Below are 16,813 nucleotides of genomic sequence, written 5' to 3'. Positions count from 1 at the left end.
AAACAGCGAAATTCCGCCGATCTACAGCGCACTAAACTTGCGACGCAACACGCCGGAGCGGACAGTCTCAAGATACTCGACAAGCTCGAGCGAGCCGTCGACGGCGCCCGGAGATCCCTGCTTCTCACCGCGCGACGAAACAGCGTGAGCGAGCATCTCAGCCTCTCGCTCGGCGGCGATCCTCAGGGAGCGCAAATGCCTGGGTGTCAGACCCGCCTGAGCAAGGCGCACGAGAGCGTTGAGCTGCGCAATCGCGTCGAATGGGAAGACCTCCGTGGCAGGCAGCAGGCCGGCCGCGATCGCCTCACCAAGGAACCGCTTGTTCGTCGCAGCAGCGTGGCAGAGCTCGTCGCTCGAGAGCACTTCCTTCGACGAAAGGATCGTCGAAGCGCTGCGCTGAGACGCCCCAGGGATCACTGGATCACGCCCGGCGTCAAGCTCCTCGAGTACCTCAGCGATCTTCTTCAACGGCAGGTAGTGGTCTCGCTGTAGCGTCAGCACGAGACGAACACGCTCAACGTGCTCCTGCGAGAACTTCCGGTAGCCAGACTTCGTGCGCTCAGGCGTCACGAGCCCCTGGTCTTCAAGAAAGCGAAGCTTCGACGGAGTGAGGTCGGCGAAGTCCTCCTGCAGCGCGGCAAGCACCTGGCCGATACTGAGAAGCCCTACGGGCACAGCCCGCAGTTGCGCCGAAGCCATCAGAAGGAGCCCGGGAGATCAAACCGGGAGGCGAAGAATGTGAAGCGGAACTTTCCCACCTGCACCTCCACGCCGTCCTCGAGAACAACTTCACCCTCGATGCGCTCACCGTTGCAGTAGGTGCCGTTCAGCGAACCGCGGTCGAGCACCGAGAACACAGTTCCCCGACGTCGAAACTCAGCATGCTTACGCGAGACAGTCACATCGTCGAGGAAGATATCGGCGGCCGGGTGACGGCCAGCCACAGTCACGTCTTGGTCGAGCAGGAAGCGTGCCCCGAGATCAGGGCCACGGCGCACAACGAGCAGCGCAGCACCCGAGGGCAGCGACTGCACCGCCTCAAGCTCGTCGACGGTGAGGTCGGTGACCTGCGCGCGAATCATCGCGTTGAGATCCTCACGGAACTGCTCCGTGGCGCGTACCTCGGTATCCTTATTCCGCTTCTCGTTCACCACTATCTCACCTGTCTTATCCTTGTCGGGGCTAGAGCCTCGATACTTTCCCCCTACGCTATCGCAGTGAGGCATCGCGGCGCATCCCTGGACCCGATTTCCCTCGCAGATACGCGAGAGCGCCTCTCGGCCCCGGCAGCCAGTCGTCCACTGGGCCAGGCACGCGCCTACTCGTGAGACTCGAGGAACTCGTACACCTCGTGCGAGTCGACACCTGGGAATGTGCCTGTCGGCAGGGCGGCGAGCAGGCTCGTCGGTGTCGCAGCTTCGGGCCAGGCCGAGGCCTGCCACTTCTGGGTGAGCTCGCTTGATGCTCGACGGCAGCAGCGCTCGTCTGGGCAGAACGACTGCGACCTGTGCTGCGTCTCGCGCCCGCGAAACCACTTGACGTCTTCGAAGCGCACACCGACGCTCACGGAGTACTGGCCTTCCTTCGCGTTCTCAAGGCGAGACGTGCACCAGTACGTGCCTCCCGCGGCCATGTCGGTGTACTGATACCACGGATTGAAGAAGTCGGGCTGGGCGAACACCGTTCGAGCCGTCCAGTTGCGGCACACCATCGCGCCTTCGAGATTGCCAAGCGCGTCTGACGGAAACCGCACGCCGTCGTTTTCGTACGCCTTGATGAGGGTGCCAGATTCGTGCGCCTTCATGAAGTGCACGTTGAGGTCGAGCCACTCAGTCGCAAGGTTCGTGAAACGGTGCGCGGCCATCTCGTACGACACCGCGAACGCGTCGCGCAGGTCTTCCATGGAGATCTCACGGCGCTTCTTCGCGTCCTTCAGCGACTCCACCGCAGCCGCCTCGGGCAGCAGCACAGCTCCCGCGAGGTAGTTGACCTCGACGCGCTGCTTCAAGAAATCACCGTAGTTTCGGGGCTCTTCGTGGCCGCACACGAGGCTGCCGAGAGCGCGCAGGATCGGTGCCCTGGCGTCCCGTGATGGGAGGTTCGCGCTCAGGTAGATCCTGCCATTCCGGCGATCGATGACCGACCTCGTCGAATGCGGCAAGTCGCTCACGTAGTGCAGCGTGAATCCGAGCTTCTCGGCGACCTTCGCAACAGTCTGCTGGAGCACGGGACCACCCGAGTAGCCGACGCTATCCAGCAACTCAGCCGCAGCACGCTCGAGATCCGGGTAGTAGTTATTTGCCACACGCATGCCCGCCCGAAGCTCGGTGTTGGCGCGCCGCGCCTCCTCGGGGGTTGCGGCGCGCTCACTGTGCAGCCGCTCAACTTCCTGATGCAGCCCGATGATCGCGCGGAGCGTTTCGTCGTTCGTGGCCTTCGACACACGAATGGGTTGCAGCCCGAGAGACCTGAACACTGCGCCTCGCTGCGCGCGCTCGACAGAAATCTCGAGCGCAGCGCGCTCGCTCGGCGCTTCGTCGAGCAGGAGCTCGTCGACTGTTGACTGGAGCGCCGCCGCAAGCGCACGCAGGAGCGGAAGCCGCGGCTCGCGTTTGCCGTTCTCAAGCGCCGAAAGCTGCGAGGGCGCGCGGTCGACAGCCTGCGCGAGCTGCTCAAGAGTCATGCCGAGCTCGGTACGGCGCTCACGGATTCTACGCCCGAGCGTCAGCGCATCGCCAGCATCGCTATCGGGCTCAGCGGGGGCGAGGTCGAGGGCTTCGATCGTCATGCATCCATCGTGACAGAGCAAGATTCTTTCGGCAAGCAGAAAAAGTGCAATATTTCACGCTACAAATGGGGCACGACGAGCGATCTCCGGGCGGAAGATAGAAGCACACCACGCAGTTCCCCCGGTTCTCCGGTTCACGAAGTCATCAATGGCGAGCGACACCGACCCGGGCATTAGCAGCAACACCCAGCGGCTTCACCACACACGCACCGACACCGACTCACCACCGGGACCGGCGCACACACCACGCTAAGGACACCGAAATGAACACTCCAACCGCAACCGCTGAGCGGACACGCACCTTCTCCCCCACGGCCCACGAGCCCAAGCTCACAGTCAACGGGCGCCCCTTCGAGCGATCCGACGAGATCCTCACCCCCGAGGCACTCGCGTTCCTCACCGAACTGCACCAGCGCTTCGCGAGCACCCGCCACGAGCGACTCGCCGACAGGCAGCGCCGCCGCTACGAGATCGGCAACGGCCGCGACCCCAAGTTCCGCGAGGACACCCGCCATATCCGTGAGGATGCAAGCTGGCGCGTCGCGGCCCCGGCTCCCGGCCTCGAAGACCGGCGCGTTGAGATCACGGGTCCGACCGACCCGAAGATGACGATCAACGCGATGAACTCAGGCGCCAAGGTGTGGCTCGCTGACCAAGAGGACGCGACAAGCCCAACGTGGCGCAACGTCATCGGCGGCCAGCTGTCGCTGTTCGACGCGATTCGCGGCACGCTCGAATACACGAGCCCAGAGGGCAAGGAATACCGGGTCACTGCCGCCGAGACCCCCACGATTGTGATGCGGCCACGCGGCTGGCACCTCGTCGAGAAGCACATTCGCTTCACCGACGCGCAGGGACAGCAGGGCGCAGCGTCGGGCAGCCTCGTCGACTTCGGTCTGTACGCCTTCCACAACGCGAAGAAGCTCATCGAGAACGGCCACGGCCCATACTTCTACATTGCAAAGCTCGAGTCGAGTGAAGAGGCAAAGCTCTGGGACGACATCTTCAGTTACACCGAAGAGCGCCTCGGCCTCGCGCACGGCACGATCCGCGCGACGGTGCTCATCGAGACGCTTCCCGCGGCCTTCGAGATGGAAGAGATCCTCTACGTGCTGCGCGACCACATGGCGGGTCTGAACGCGGGTCGGTGGGACTACATCTTCTCAATCATCAAGAACTACCGCGGCCGCGGCGCCAGGTTCGTCATGCCTGACCGTAGCGAGGTCACGATGACGGTGCCCTTCATGCGGGCATACACTGAGCTGCTCGTGAAGACCGCCCACCGCCGTGGAGCCCACGCAATCGGCGGCATGAGCGCGTTCATTCCGAACCGACGCGACCCCGAGGTCACGCGCCTCGCCGAGGAGAAGGTGCGCGCGGACAAGAGCCGCGAGGCAGCCGACGGCTTCGACGGCACCTGGGTTGCGCACCCAGACCTCATTCAGGTCGCGCGGGCCGAGTTCGACGCGGTGCTTGGCCACCGGCCAAACCAGATCGACCGTCAGCGGGGTGATGTCGAGGTGACTGCCGCGCAGCTGCTCGACGTGCACATCGGCCGCGACATCACCGAGGCCGGGGTACGGGATAACGTCTCGATCGGCGTGCGCTACATCGAGTCGTGGCTTCGCGGTGTCGGTGCCGCCGCCATCGACAACCTGATGGAAGACGCCGCGACAGCAGAGATCAGCCGCTCGCAGATCTGGCAGTGGATCCATCAGGATCAGCGCACCGCCGACGGCACACCGATCACGCGCGCTTGGGTCTCGGATATCCTCGCGGAGACCCTGCGCGGCTTCGAGCGGTTCGAGGGCGACCGTTACGATGACGCGGCGGAGCTCTTCGCCGACGTCGCTCTCGGCGATACCTTCCCGACGTTCCTCACGGTACCTGCCTACAGCCGCTACCTCGTCGACGCGTAGAATCTCCGCGCACGTCCAAGCGCGCTGGTGGTGAAAAGGGTGGCCCCCTCCTCACGGAGGGGGCCACCCTTTTGCGTCGCCAATTCGGCTAGCTTACCGTCGGGGGCCTACCGGGCGTCACCTCACGCTCAGCTTCAGCGGCTTCGAGCTCGCGGTCGCGGGCCTGCTCTGCGAGCGCCTGTTCACGATCCTGCTCAGCTGCCCTGGCCGTCGCCCGCTCAACTGCAGGGCCAAGCTCGTCGACGAGAATCGTGCGGGAGTCAAGCTGACCGGTACGGTAGGCGGCACGACCGACCATGTGAGCTGCCGTCGGCGCGGTGAGCGCCTGGAAGACGAAGACAGGCACGAGCGCGAGAAACACGCCAAGCGAGCGCTGGTCAATCGCGACGGCCGCAACAACAAGCAGCAGACCGAAGATCTGAGGCTTCGTCGCAGCGTGGAGTCGACTCAGCGCGTCGGTAAACCGAAGTAGGCCGATGCCGGCGGCCGCAGAAAGCACGGCCGCAAGCAGCAAGCAGACAAGCGCGGCAATGTCCAGTATCTGATCAAACATGCTCAGCCTCCCCCGCAGACTCGGGCAGATCCTGCTCCCCGCGCCGCTTCACGTAGCGGGCAACCACGATCGTCGCGAACGTCGCCGTCGCCGCGATCGCGACCATGATCGGGACGGAGTCAGTGTGGTTACGCGCGACCATGTCGGCGCCGAGCGCGAGAATCACTGTCGTGAGCAGCACGTCAGACGCGACCATCCTGTCGAGAATCGTCGGACCGCGCACGATACGAACGAGCGCCGCGAGCGCGGTGAACGTCAGCCCAACGCCAATCGCGATAAACATCACGAGTTCGAGAGTCACTTCCGCACCTCCGCAACTTCTTGTTTGGAGCCAAGCGTGAGAATGAGAAGCCGTTCGATCGTCGCAACGTCACGGCGCATCTTCGTAATCCACTTCTGCGACGGCGTGTTCAGCACGTGCAGGTAGAGCACCGATCCAAACCGATCGACCTCGGCAACAAGTGAGCCTGGGATCAACGAGATCGTCAATCCAACGACAGTCAAAATGAAGTCGGACTTCGTGCGGAGCCGAACGGCGATGATCGACGTCATCGGCACCGGGCCCGGCCGAACCGCGAGCCACGCGACCTCGAATGAGGCCCGCGCGAGATTCCACAGGAAATAGCCGAGGTAGCGCAGCGCGTACCACGGGTTGAATCGGCCGGCGAGTGCGACGGGTGGGAGGTAGAACACACGCATCATCACGATCGAGACGACAATGCCGCTCACGAGCGAGAGTAGCGACGCCTCGCGCCAGAGCATCATCCAGAGCACAACGAGGCCAACCAGCAGCGGCAGCTCGTGGAATCGCACGATGAGTTCCATGCCCGTCACCGTGCGAGGAGTTCGCTTAGCCATTCGATACCTCCTCTGGTGCTGCCGTGGAGCCGCTGCCACCGTTCGGGTGGTCACCGTCGAGCACGAGCGAGGCGAGAACGTCTGGGTTCGCGAGATCCTCACCCGCACGCTCGGCATACCCGAATAGCGGGCCCGCCGCGAACGTGAGTACGAGACTCACCCCAATCATTCCGACAGTGGCGCCGATCATGAGCCGCGGGATTCCGCGCTTCTCTTGCGTCGGTGCGGCGTCGGGGGCATCTTGCAACCGCTCAATCATCGCCTCTTCACGCTCGCGCAGCCTCAATGCCTCGGTCGATGGCGCCTTTGCGGGCTCCTTCGCCGGACCCGACTGGACAGCTGTCGCGGGCTTCGGTCGCCAGAATGCGAGCACCCAGGCGCGTGCAAGCGCGTAGAGCGTGAGCAGCGAGACGAGTGCACCAATACCGATGAGCCAGTACGCGCCGGGTGTCTGCAGTGCCGCACCGGCCGTGAAGAGGCCCACTTTGCCGAGGAACCCAGAGAATGGCGGGATGCCGCCGAGGTTCAGCATCGGGATGAAGAACAAGACGCCGATAACCGGAGCGCTTCGCAGCAGCCCGCCAAGCCCCGAAAGCGATGTCGTGCCCCCCTGACGCTCCATGAGGCCGACTGCGAGAAACAGCGTGGTCTGCACAATAATGTGGTGAGCGATGTAGTAGATCGTCGCCGCAAAGCCAGCGGATGTCGCGATCGCGATGCCGAAAATCATGTACCCAATATGGCTAATGAGTGTAAACGACAGCATCCGCTTCACGTCGAGCTGCGAGATCGCCCCGAGGATGCCGACAATCAATGTGAGCGCGGCTATCACCATGAGTAATGGATCGACGCTGGACTCAGGGAACAGCATCGTTTGCGTTCGAATGATCGCGTAAACGCCGACCTTCGTCAGAAGGCCCGCGAACACTGCCGTCACAGGGGCGGGGGCCGTCGGGTAGGAATCAGGCAGCCAGAACGCAAGCGGGAACACAGCCGCCTTGATACCGAACGCGATAAGCAGCGCCAGGTTGAGAATGAGTTGCAGGTCGCTCGGCAACTCGGCTATCCGGGTCTGCAGCTGGGCCATGTTGACAGTCCCAGTCGCTCCGTAGACAAGGCCGATCGCCGCAAGGAACAGGATCGAGGACACGAGCGACACGATGACGTAGGTCACACCCGCGCGAATTCGCGGCGCGGTACCACCGAGCGTGATGAGCACGTAGCTCGAGACGAGCAGGATCTCAAACCCGACGTAGAGGTTGAACAGGTCGCCAGCGATGAACGCATTGAAGACGCCGGCGCCGAGCACCATGTACGTCGGGTAGTAGATCGAGACCGGTGTCTCCTCGTCGCCGTCGGCGAGGCCCTGCCCGATCGAGAAGATGAACACCGCGAGAAGCACGACTGCTGACACCGCCAGCATGATCGCAGAGACTCGGTCAACGACGAGGGAGATGCCGTACGGCGCCGCCCAGCCGCCAACCTGCATGACGAGCGGGCCGACGCGGTCGACGATAAACATCAGCGCAATGCCGAGAATAGAGCTCGCAGTAAGGGCCACGAGGGTGATGCCGCGTTGCAGCGCGCCACGCCCCGGCGCTGCGAGGGCCAGTGCTGCGCCAACGAGCGGTATCAGAACGACGAGGGGAACGAGGAATGTCACTTGCGGGCCTCCTGCGTCTCGTCTTCTGGCACGTCTTCCTCAAACTCTGGGGCGTCCTCAAGGTCTTCTTCGGTGACCTGCCCGGTTGTGAGCGTCTCGGCGCTACCGATTGCGAGATCGTCTGCGTCATCCTCGACATGGTCGTCGCTGACGCGGGCCAGACGCCAGGAGCGATAGATGAGCGCGAGCAGGAACGCGCTCACACCAAACGTGATGACAATAGCGGTGAGGATGAACGCCTGGGGCAGCGGATCACTGATCTCCTCGTCGCCGCCAGCGATCGGTGCCGCACCGAAATCTCCCGACATCAGGAAGATGAGGAGATTCGTCGCGTTACCGACGAGCAGGAACCCGAGCATGATGCGTGTGAGGCTCCTGTCGAGGAGGAGGTACACGCCTGCGATGTACATCACTACCATCACCGCGACCAACACGAGGGGCATCGTCATCGCGCTACCTCCTCTGCGAACTCGGCTTGGTCTTCTTCTTCGTGCTCATCGATTTCGGAACCCAGACTCCTGAGCACGTCGAGCACGAGGCCGAACACGACGAGATAGACGCCGATGTCGAACAGGGTCGACGTGACGAGCGGAAGCGAACCAAATGGCCCAAGATCGACATCGACCCAGCTTGAGGAGAGCGCCGGTTGCCCAAAGAACAACGGGAGAATGGCCATCGTCACTGCAAGCGCGAGCCCGATGCCGAGGATCCTGCCAGCGTCGAGCGCCACCGTTGCTCGAAGCTCATGCCGGCCGCCTGCGAGATAACGGGCGACAAGCGCGAGACCAGCGACGAGACCGGCGGCGAACCCACCGCCAGGGGCATTGTGGCCGGACAGCAAGAGGAACACGGAAAGAATAAGGAGGCCGTGGAACACAAGCCGGACGACGACCTCAAGAATGATCGAACGACGCTCTGGCCGAAGGTAAGAGCCTGCAAGCAACCAGTTCATCCGGCTCGCGGGATCCTCTGGATCTGCAACGCGGAGCAGGTGCGCTCGGGTTGCGTTGCGGGCCTCACGCCGGCTGAGATGAGGACTCTGGTCGTTGCGCGTGTTCAGGAAGACGAGGGACGCAACTCCTGTCGCAGCAGCAAGGATCACGGAGAGCTCCCCCATCGTGTCCCACGCGCGGATGTCGACGAGCATCACGTTCACGACGTTGTACCCGTGGCCACCCTCGACCGCGAGCTGCGGCAGACCGAGCGAGATCGGGTCGGCGATCCGCGCGCCAAGCGACACGACAGCAACAGTTCCAAGAACAAGGCCAACACCCGTGCCCAACAGCAGCCTGAACGTGCGCTTCGCAAGCCTGGGCCGCGACGCCATGTGGGCGGGGAGACGACGAATCACGAGCACGAAAGCAATGAGCGTGACTGTCTCTACGAGGAGCTGGGTGAGCGCAAGGTCGGGTGCGCCGTGGAGCGCGAAGATCGTCGCCATTCCGTACCCTGTCACCCCAACAAGCAAGCCTCCCTGAAAACGTGTGCGGGCGCGCATCGCGAACAGCGCCGCGACAATCATCACGATCGCAATTGGGATATCGACCGGGCTCGAAATGAGCGACAGCTCCTCCGGCCACTGCTGCACCGAGAGCACTGTGCCGCCGAGCGCAATGACGACAACAGTGAGGATCACGGCAAGGTAGAACGGCAGCGAACCACGCTGAGTGAGCGAGGTAAACTTGACCGCCACGGTATCAAGGACGTGCGTCGCAACCCAGTAGGCGTGCGACCCCGAGAATCGCTCCGACGGTGGCGGCAGGGTCACTGCGAGGCGTTTGGCTGGGAAGAACAGGAGGACTCCGAGCACCACAATGGCGGCGGAGAAGAGCAACGGCAAGGTGAACCCATGCCAGATGCTCAGGTGCTCGGGGTCACCAGCTGGCGATGCCGGAACGGCCGCTCGAATGAGCGGGTCAAGGAGCGGAGACGCAACGCCGTACAGCACGGCGATCGCAGCAAACATAGCCGGAGCGACGACGATACCCGAGGAGACCTTCGTCACAATCGGTGTAGGAGCAACACCCCGCTTCGAGGCAAAAGCACCCCAGATGAACCGGATCATGTAGCTCATTGTCAGAACGCTGCCGACGATAGCGACCGCGAGTGCCACGTAGGCTGCGGGCTGCGATGCCCCCACCTCGAGTAGCTCGGCGAACGCAGACTCCTTGGCAATGAAGCCGAAGAACGGCGGCAGGCCAGCCATCGACGCTGCAGCGACAATCGAGACAAATGCGAGTACAGGAAGTCGCTTGCCGATGCCGCTCAACTTCCGGAGATCACGAACTCCAGTTGAGTAGTCGACCACGCCGACTGCAAGGAAGAGTGGAGCCTTGGCGACCGCGTGGGCGAACAGCAACACGAGTCCTGCAAACGTTACTCTCGGGTCTCCCACACCAATGACCATGACGAGGAGGCCAAGCTGGCTCACAGTCCCCTGCGCGACGATCAACTTGATATCGAACTGGCGCAAAGCACGGAATCCGCCGACGAGCATTGTGACGCCGCCGAGAATCACGAGCGTCCACCGGTAACCGGGGACATCAGCGAACGGCTCACTCATCCGAGCAATCAGATACACGCCGGCCTTCACCATGGCGGCCGCGTGCAGGTAGGCACTCACGGGCGTCGGCGCGGCCATGGCACCGGGGAGCCAAAAGTGGAATGGGAAAATAGCCGACTTCGACAGCGCTCCGAGAAGCACGAGGTAGACCGAGACTGTCACAATCGTTCCCTGCGGCGGATCTGCGATGATCTCAGAGAGCAGCGGCGTGCCGCCTGCCTGCACGATCAGCACGAACCCGACGAGCATGGCGAGTCCGCCAAGCGTCGTAATCATCAGCGCCTGGAGCGCGGCCGAGTTCGCAGTGCGCAACCGCAGAACGTGCCCGATGAGCAGGAAGGAGAAGACTGTCGTCGCTTCCCAGAAGATGAACAACAGGTAGACGTTGTCTGCGATGACAAGACCAAGCATGCTCGTGGCGAAGCCCATGAAGACTGCGGCAAATCGCGGAATGCCGAGCTCACCGTCGTCGAAGTAGTGGGAGCAGTAGAGCAGCACGAGCGCGCCGGCTCCGGTCACGAGAAGCGCGAACAGGGCAGAGAGCGGGTCAAGCCTGAACGTGAGATTCACGTTCAGCTGCGGGATCCACTCGAGATGTTCGACGAGCGTCTCGCCCCCAAACACCTCGGCCGAAAGCACGACAAAGACGCCGAAAACGGCAGCCATAGCCGCGGCGAGAGCGAGAAAGACGCGACGCCCAAACCGCTTCACGAGCGGATGAGAAACAAGAGACACGAGCGCGAGGAAGAGAATAGTACCCATCATCGCGCCCATTGGCTGCCTACTTTCGCATTGTCCGTCGTCCAGCTACCAGTTTATCGGATGATTGAGGGCAGCGATGGCCTCTCTACCAATCCGGTGTGAACTTCGAGGCCGGCGCGCCGGCGAGCGGATGCGTCCCTGAAATGACGAAAGCCCCGGAGCGCAATTGCTCCGGGGCTTTCCCAACAAAATGTTCGGCGGTGTCCTACTCTCCCACGAGGTCCCCCTCGCAGTACCATCGGCGCTGTCAGCCTTAGCTTCCGGGTTCGGAATGTGACCGGGCGTTTCCCTGACGCTATAACCACCGAAACTCTATTGACATGAAACCAACCCCGACCAGGCACGTAACGTGCTGGGGTTGTGGCCATACGTCAAGAACCACAAAGTAGACGCGAACATCGTTACAACACTTTACTCATGCCCCAAAACACTATTTGGGAAGAAGTCAAGTCATCGGCTTATTAGTACCAGTCAGCTCCACACGTTACCGCGCTTCCACATCTGGCCTATCAACCCAGTCATCTACTGGGAGCCTCACAGGAGTAAACTCCTACGGAAATCTCATCTTGAGGCCGGCTTCCCGCTTAGATGCTTTCAGCGGTTATCCATCCCGAACGTAGCCAACCAGCCATGCCCTTGGCAGAACAACTGGCACACCAGAGGTTCGTCCAACCCGGTCCTCTCGTACTAGGGTCAGATCCTCTCAAATTTCCAACGCGCGCAGAGGATAGGGACCGAACTGTCTCACGACGTTCTAAACCCAGCTCGCGTACCGCTTTAATGGGCGAACAGCCCAACCCTTGGGACCGACTCCAGCCCCAGGATGCGACGAGCCGACATCGAGGTGCCAAACCATGCCGTCGATATGGACTCTTGGGCAAGATCAGCCTGTTATCCCCGAGGTACCTTTTATCCGTTGAGCGACAGCGCTTCCACAAGCCACTGCCGGATCACTAGTCCCGACTTTCGTCCCTGCTCGACCTGTCAGTCTCACAGTCAAGCTCCCTTGTGCACTTACACTCGCCACCTGATTGCCAACCAGGTTGAGGGAACCTTTGGGCGCCTCCGTTACTTTTTGGGAGGCAACCGCCCCAGTTAAACTACCCACCAGGCACTGTCCGAAAACCCGATCAGGGTTCGTCGTTAGATATCCAATATGACCAGAGTGGTATTTCAACAATGACTCCACGAACACTAGCGTGCCCGCTTCACAGTCTCCCACCTATCCTACACAAGCCACACCGAACACCAATACCAAGCTGTAGTAAAGGTCACGGGGTCTTTCCGTCCTTCTGCGCGTAACGAGCATCTTTACTCGTACTGCAATTTCGCCGAGTTTACGGTGGAGACAGCTGGGGAATCGTTACGCCATTCGTGCAGGTCGGAACTTACCCGACAAGGAATTTCGCTACCTTAGGATGGTTATAGTTACCACCGCCGTTTACTGGGGCTTAAATTCACAGCTTCGCAGACAAGTCTGCTAACCGCTCCTCTTAACCTTCCAGCACCGGGCAGGCGTCAGTCCGTATACGTCCACTTGCGTGTTAGCACGGACCTGTGTTTTTAGTAAACAGTCGTTCCCCACTGGTCTCTGCGGCCACCACACCCTTTCCGGAGCAAAGCCCGTATAAGTGGATGGCCCCCCTTCTCCCGAAGTTACGGGGGCATTTTGCCGAGTTCCTTCACCATAATTATCTCGAGCTCCTTAGTATTCTCTACCTGACCACCTGTGTCGGTTTGGGGTACGGGCAACTAGCAACCTCACGTCGATGCTTTTCTCGGCAGCATAGGATCAATGACTTCCCCATACGGGTCCCCATCGCATCTCACCCTTATATGCGGGACGGATTTGCCTATCCCGCAGGCTACATGCTTAGCCCGGGACAACCATCGCCCGGGATCACCTACCTTCCTGCGTCACACCTCACGCTCACCACCCCAGTTCGGGTTCGCAGCCGCCACCCCACATCACCCGAAGGATCCATGAAGCTTTGGTTTGCTTAGCACTACTAGTTAGGTCTTGAACGGTTACCAGCCGGTACGGGAATATCAACCCGTTGTCCATCGACTACGCCTGTCGGCCTCGCCTTAGGTCCCGACTTACCCAGGGAAGATTAGCTTGACCCTGGAACCCTTGGTCTTCCGGAGGACGGGTTTCTCACCCGTCTTTCGCTACTCATGCCTGCATTCTCACTCGTGTGGCATCCACGGCTGGTTCACACCGCCGCTTCACTCGCCACACGACGCTCTCCTACCCATCCATACGGCTGGACCACGAAGGCCTACCTGTTATATGAATGCCACAACTTCGGTGGCGTGCTTGAGCCCCGTTACATTGTCGGCGCGGAATCACTTGACCAGTGAGCTATTACGCACTCTTTCAAGGATGGCTGCTTCTAAGCCAACCTCCTGGTTGTCACAGCAACTCCACATCCTTTTCCACTTAGCACGCGCTTTGGGACCTTAGATGGTGATCTGGGTTGTTTCCCTCTCGACTATGAAGCTTATCCCCCACAGTCTCACTGCTGCGCTCTCACTTACCGGCATTCGGAGTTTAGCTGACGTCAGTAACCTTGTAGGGCCCATCGGCCATCCAGTAGCTCTACCTCCGGCAAGAAACACGCAACGCTGCACCTAAATGCATTTCGGAGAGAACCAGCTATCACGAAGTTTGATTGGCCTTTCACCCCTATCCACAGCTCATCCCCTCAGTTTTCAACCTAAGTGGGTTCGGCCCTCCACGCGCTCTTACACGCGCTTCAGCCTGGCCATGGATAGATCACTTCGCTTCGGGTCTAGGACATGCGACTGAATCGCCCTATTCAGACTCGCTTTCGCTACGGCTTCCCCACACGGGTTAACCTCGCCACATATCGCTAACTCGCAGGCTCATTCTTCAAAAGGCACGCTGTCACAGCAACAAGGCTGCTCCAACGGATTGTAAGCAAACGGTTTCAGGTACTATTTCACTCCCCTCCCGGGGTACTTTTCACCTTTCCCTCACGGTACTAGTCCGCTATCGGTCATCTGGGAGTATTTAGGCTTATCAGGTGGTCCTGACAGATTCACACGGGATTTCTCGGGCCCCGTGCTACTTGGGATACGCCTCGCGCAGCCAGATCATTTCGGGTACGGGACTCTCACCCACTCCGGTCCGCCGTTCCAAGCGGTTCCCCTATAACCTGAACATTCACGCTAGAAGCATGGCAGCGCTCCTTGAAACGTCCCACAACCCCGATGATGCAACCCCTGCCAGGTATCACACACCACCGGTTTAGCCTCATCCGGGTTCGCTCGCCACTACTACCGGAATCACATGTTGTTTTCTCTTCCTGTGGGTACTGAGATGTTTCACTTCCCCACGTTCCCTCTACCCGCCCTATATATTCAGGCGGGAGTCACCAGCTACGCACGCGCGCTGGCGGGGTTTCCCCATTCGGAAATCCTCGGATCACAGCCCGTTTATCGGCTCCCCGAGGCTTATCGCAGATTACTACGTCCTTCTTCGGCTCCAGATGCCAAGGCATCCACCGTTTGCTCTTCGAAACTTGAAATCACATAAGTAAATTATTTAGAAACACGTAAGATCCGAAAATCTCACGTGACCAATGAGACACACACCACAACCTCGAAAGGTCAGGTGCGTGTATCGAAGATGCTCGCGTCCACTGTGTAGTTCTCAACGTACGGTCAATCCCTGGACAACTAGACAACACGTTCTAGACACCAGGGCTGAAGAAACCAAGCACCACCAACACCCAAAAAGCATCAGCAGGTCTGGGTCTCCAGGACCCAACAGTATGCACTTAATGAAGCAATCACCAACTCACCCAAGCTTTCCTCCCACACCCGTAAAAAACGGACATGATGTACTCACACCGGCGAGCTAATCACAGCTTGCTTTATCAAATGTTCCACCCATGAGCGGTTACGCATCACACGATCGGTGATGAACGCACCATTCTGCAGCAACCATGTTGCTGAGTGCTCCTTAGAAAGGAGGTGATCCAGCCGCACCTTCCGGTACGGCTACCTTGTTACGACTTAGTCCTAATCACCAGTCCCACCTTCGACGGCTCCCTCCACAAGGGTTAGGCCACCGGCTTCGGGTGTTACCGACTTTCATGACTTGACGGGCGGTGTGTACAAGGCCCGGGAACGTATTCACCGCAGCGTTGCTGATCTGCGATTACTAGCGACTCCGACTTCATGGGGTCGAGTTGCAGACCCCAATCCGAACTGAGACCGACTTTTTGGGATTCGCTCCACCTCGCGGTATCGCAGCCCTTTGTATCGGCCATTGTAGCATGCGTGAAGCCCAAGACATAAGGGGCATGATGATTTGACGTCATCCCCACCTTCCTCCGTGTTGACCACGGCAGTATCCCATGAGTTCCCACCATAACGTGCTGGCAACATAGGACGAGGGTTGCGCTCGTTGCCGGACTTAACCGAACATCTCACGACACGAGCTGACGACAACCATGCACCACCTGTAACCGAGTGTCCAAAGAGTTCTGTATCTCTACAGCGTTCTCGGTTATGTCAAGCCTTGGTAAGGTTCTTCGCGTTGCATCGAATTAATCCGCATGCTCCGCCGCTTGTGCGGGCCCCCGTCAATTCCTTTGAGTTTTAGCCTTGCGGCCGTACTCCCCAGGCGGGGAACTTAATGCGTTAGCTACGACACAGAACCCGTGGAACAGGCCCTACATCTAGTTCCCAACGTTTACGGCATGGACTACCAGGGTATCTAATCCTGTTCGCTCCCCATGCTTTCGCTCCTCAGCGTCAGTAGCGGCCCAGAGATCTGCCTTCGCCATCGGTGTTCCTCCTGATATCTGCGCATTCCACCGCTACACCAGGAATTCCAATCTCCCCTACCGCACTCTAGCTTGCCCGTACCCACTGCAGGCCCGGGGTTGAGCCCCGGGATTTCACAGCAGACGCGACAAGCCGCCTACGAGCTCTTTACGCCCAATAATTCCGGACAACGCTTGCACCCTACGTATTACCGCGGCTGCTGGCACGTAGTTAGCCGGTGCTTTTTCTGCAGGTACCGTCACTTTCGCTTCTTCCCTACTAAAAGAGGTTTACAACCCGAAGGCCGTCATCCCTCACGCGGCGTTGCTGCATCAGGCTTGCGCCCATTGTGCAATATTCCCCACTGCTGCCTCCCGTAGGAGTCTGGGCCGTGTCTCAGTCCCAGTGTGGCCGGTCACCCTCTCAGGCCGGCTACCCGTCGTCGCCATGGTGAGCCATTACCTCACCATCTAGCTGATAGGCCGCGAGTCCATCCAGAACCGATAAATCTTTCCACCTACACACCATGCGGTGATAGGTCGTATCCAGTATTAGACACCGTTTCCAGTGCTTATCCCAGAGTTCAGGGCAGGTTACTCACGTGTTACTCACCCGTTCGCCACTCTTCCACCCAGCAAGCTGGGCTTCATCGTTCGACTTGCATGTGTTAAGCACGCCGCCAGCGTTCGTCCTGAGCCAGGATCAAACTCTCCGTAAAAAATTACATGCCCACACACACAGCGGAATAAGCCATGCAAGCGAGCGAGTTTAACCTGACAACAGAAACTCATCAATACTGACGAAATTTCTTTGTTATCCAAAAAAGGAATCTCCAACACCAAACCAGAAAGCTTGATGCCGGGGATAATAAATTGGCATTTGACAATTTAAGTGCACACTATTGAGT

General features: G+C 60.1%; 10 protein-coding genes and 3 rRNA genes. 1 reads left to right on the top strand and 12 read right to left on the bottom strand.

Going from position 1 to position 16,813, the window contains the following annotated elements; translation table 11 throughout:
* Positions 1–21: 21 nt before the first annotated feature.
* The 3 genes from ftsR to KI794_RS06715 all read right to left on the bottom strand — a co-directional run bounded on the left by ftsR (position 22) and on the right by KI794_RS06715 (position 2,788).
* Complete coding sequence (gene ftsR, locus KI794_RS06725; RefSeq protein ID WP_255809579.1) at positions 22–699, bottom strand: transcriptional regulator FtsR; 678 nt, start codon at positions 697–699, stop codon at positions 22–24.
* On the bottom strand, positions 699–1,154 hold the full coding sequence (locus KI794_RS06720) for an FHA domain-containing protein (protein WP_255809578.1): 456 nt from the start codon (positions 1,152–1,154) through the stop codon (positions 699–701). The genes ftsR and KI794_RS06720 overlap by 1 nt, the downstream gene beginning before the upstream one ends.
* Before the next feature lie 164 nt (positions 1,155–1,318).
* Entirely contained in the window at positions 1,319–2,788 is a 1,470-nt protein-coding gene (locus KI794_RS06715) for an XRE family transcriptional regulator (RefSeq protein WP_119281600.1), read from the bottom strand.
* A 263-nt stretch (positions 2,789–3,051) separates the two neighbouring features.
* Here KI794_RS06715 and aceB point away from each other — a divergent pair, with 263 nt between their 5' ends.
* Complete coding sequence (aceB, locus tag KI794_RS06710; protein WP_255809577.1) at positions 3,052–4,707, top strand: malate synthase A; 1,656 nt, start codon at positions 3,052–3,054, stop codon at positions 4,705–4,707.
* An 88-nt stretch (positions 4,708–4,795) separates the two neighbouring features.
* Here the strand turns inward: aceB and mnhG are convergent, their stop codons facing one another.
* From mnhG to KI794_RS06665, 9 genes are all read right to left on the bottom strand, one after another.
* Positions 4,796–5,260: a monovalent cation/H(+) antiporter subunit G gene (gene mnhG / locus KI794_RS06705; RefSeq protein WP_119281598.1), complete on the bottom strand. Its 465-nt coding sequence runs from the start codon at positions 5,258–5,260 to the stop codon at positions 4,796–4,798.
* The gene (locus KI794_RS06700) at positions 5,253–5,543 is read right to left on the bottom strand and encodes a monovalent cation/H+ antiporter complex subunit F (RefSeq protein WP_119281603.1); all 291 of its coding nucleotides are present in this window, start codon (positions 5,541–5,543) and stop codon (positions 5,253–5,255) included. Before KI794_RS06700 ends, mnhG begins: the two co-directional genes overlap by 8 nt.
* 14 nt (positions 5,544–5,557) lie before the next feature.
* Complete coding sequence (locus tag KI794_RS06695) at positions 5,558–6,118, bottom strand: Na+/H+ antiporter subunit E (protein WP_119281597.1); 561 nt, start codon at positions 6,116–6,118, stop codon at positions 5,558–5,560.
* Positions 6,111–7,781 (bottom strand): Na+/H+ antiporter subunit D, encoded by a 1,671-nt coding sequence (locus tag KI794_RS06690; RefSeq protein WP_255809576.1) that lies wholly within the window; start codon positions 7,779–7,781, stop codon positions 6,111–6,113. Before KI794_RS06690 ends, KI794_RS06695 begins: the two co-directional genes overlap by 8 nt.
* The gene (locus tag KI794_RS06685) at positions 7,778–8,230 is read right to left on the bottom strand and encodes a Na(+)/H(+) antiporter subunit C (protein ID WP_119281595.1); all 453 of its coding nucleotides are present in this window, start codon (positions 8,228–8,230) and stop codon (positions 7,778–7,780) included. Before KI794_RS06685 ends, KI794_RS06690 begins: the two co-directional genes overlap by 4 nt.
* Positions 8,227–11,109: a Na+/H+ antiporter subunit A gene (locus KI794_RS06680; protein ID WP_255809575.1), complete on the bottom strand. Its 2,883-nt coding sequence runs from the start codon at positions 11,107–11,109 to the stop codon at positions 8,227–8,229. Before KI794_RS06680 ends, KI794_RS06685 begins: the two co-directional genes overlap by 4 nt.
* A 189-nt stretch (positions 11,110–11,298) precedes the next feature.
* Positions 11,299–11,415 (bottom strand): 5S ribosomal RNA (gene rrf / locus KI794_RS06675).
* A gap of 132 nt (positions 11,416–11,547) precedes the next feature.
* A 23S ribosomal RNA gene (locus KI794_RS06670) occupies positions 11,548–14,660 on the bottom strand.
* Between the two features lie 441 nt (positions 14,661–15,101).
* Positions 15,102–16,624, bottom strand: a 16S ribosomal RNA gene (locus KI794_RS06665).
* Together the 16S, 23S and 5S rRNA genes form the textbook arrangement of a ribosomal RNA operon.
* Positions 16,625–16,813: the final 189 nt, after the last annotated feature.

Origin of the sequence: Leucobacter aridicollis, from assembly GCF_024399335.1 — a bacterium.
GTDB classification, from domain to species: domain Bacteria; phylum Actinomycetota; class Actinomycetes; order Actinomycetales; family Microbacteriaceae; genus Leucobacter; species Leucobacter aridicollis_A.
The sequence above is the reverse complement of the archived record's forward strand: the minus strand, read 5'-3'. Positions and strand labels throughout refer to the sequence as shown.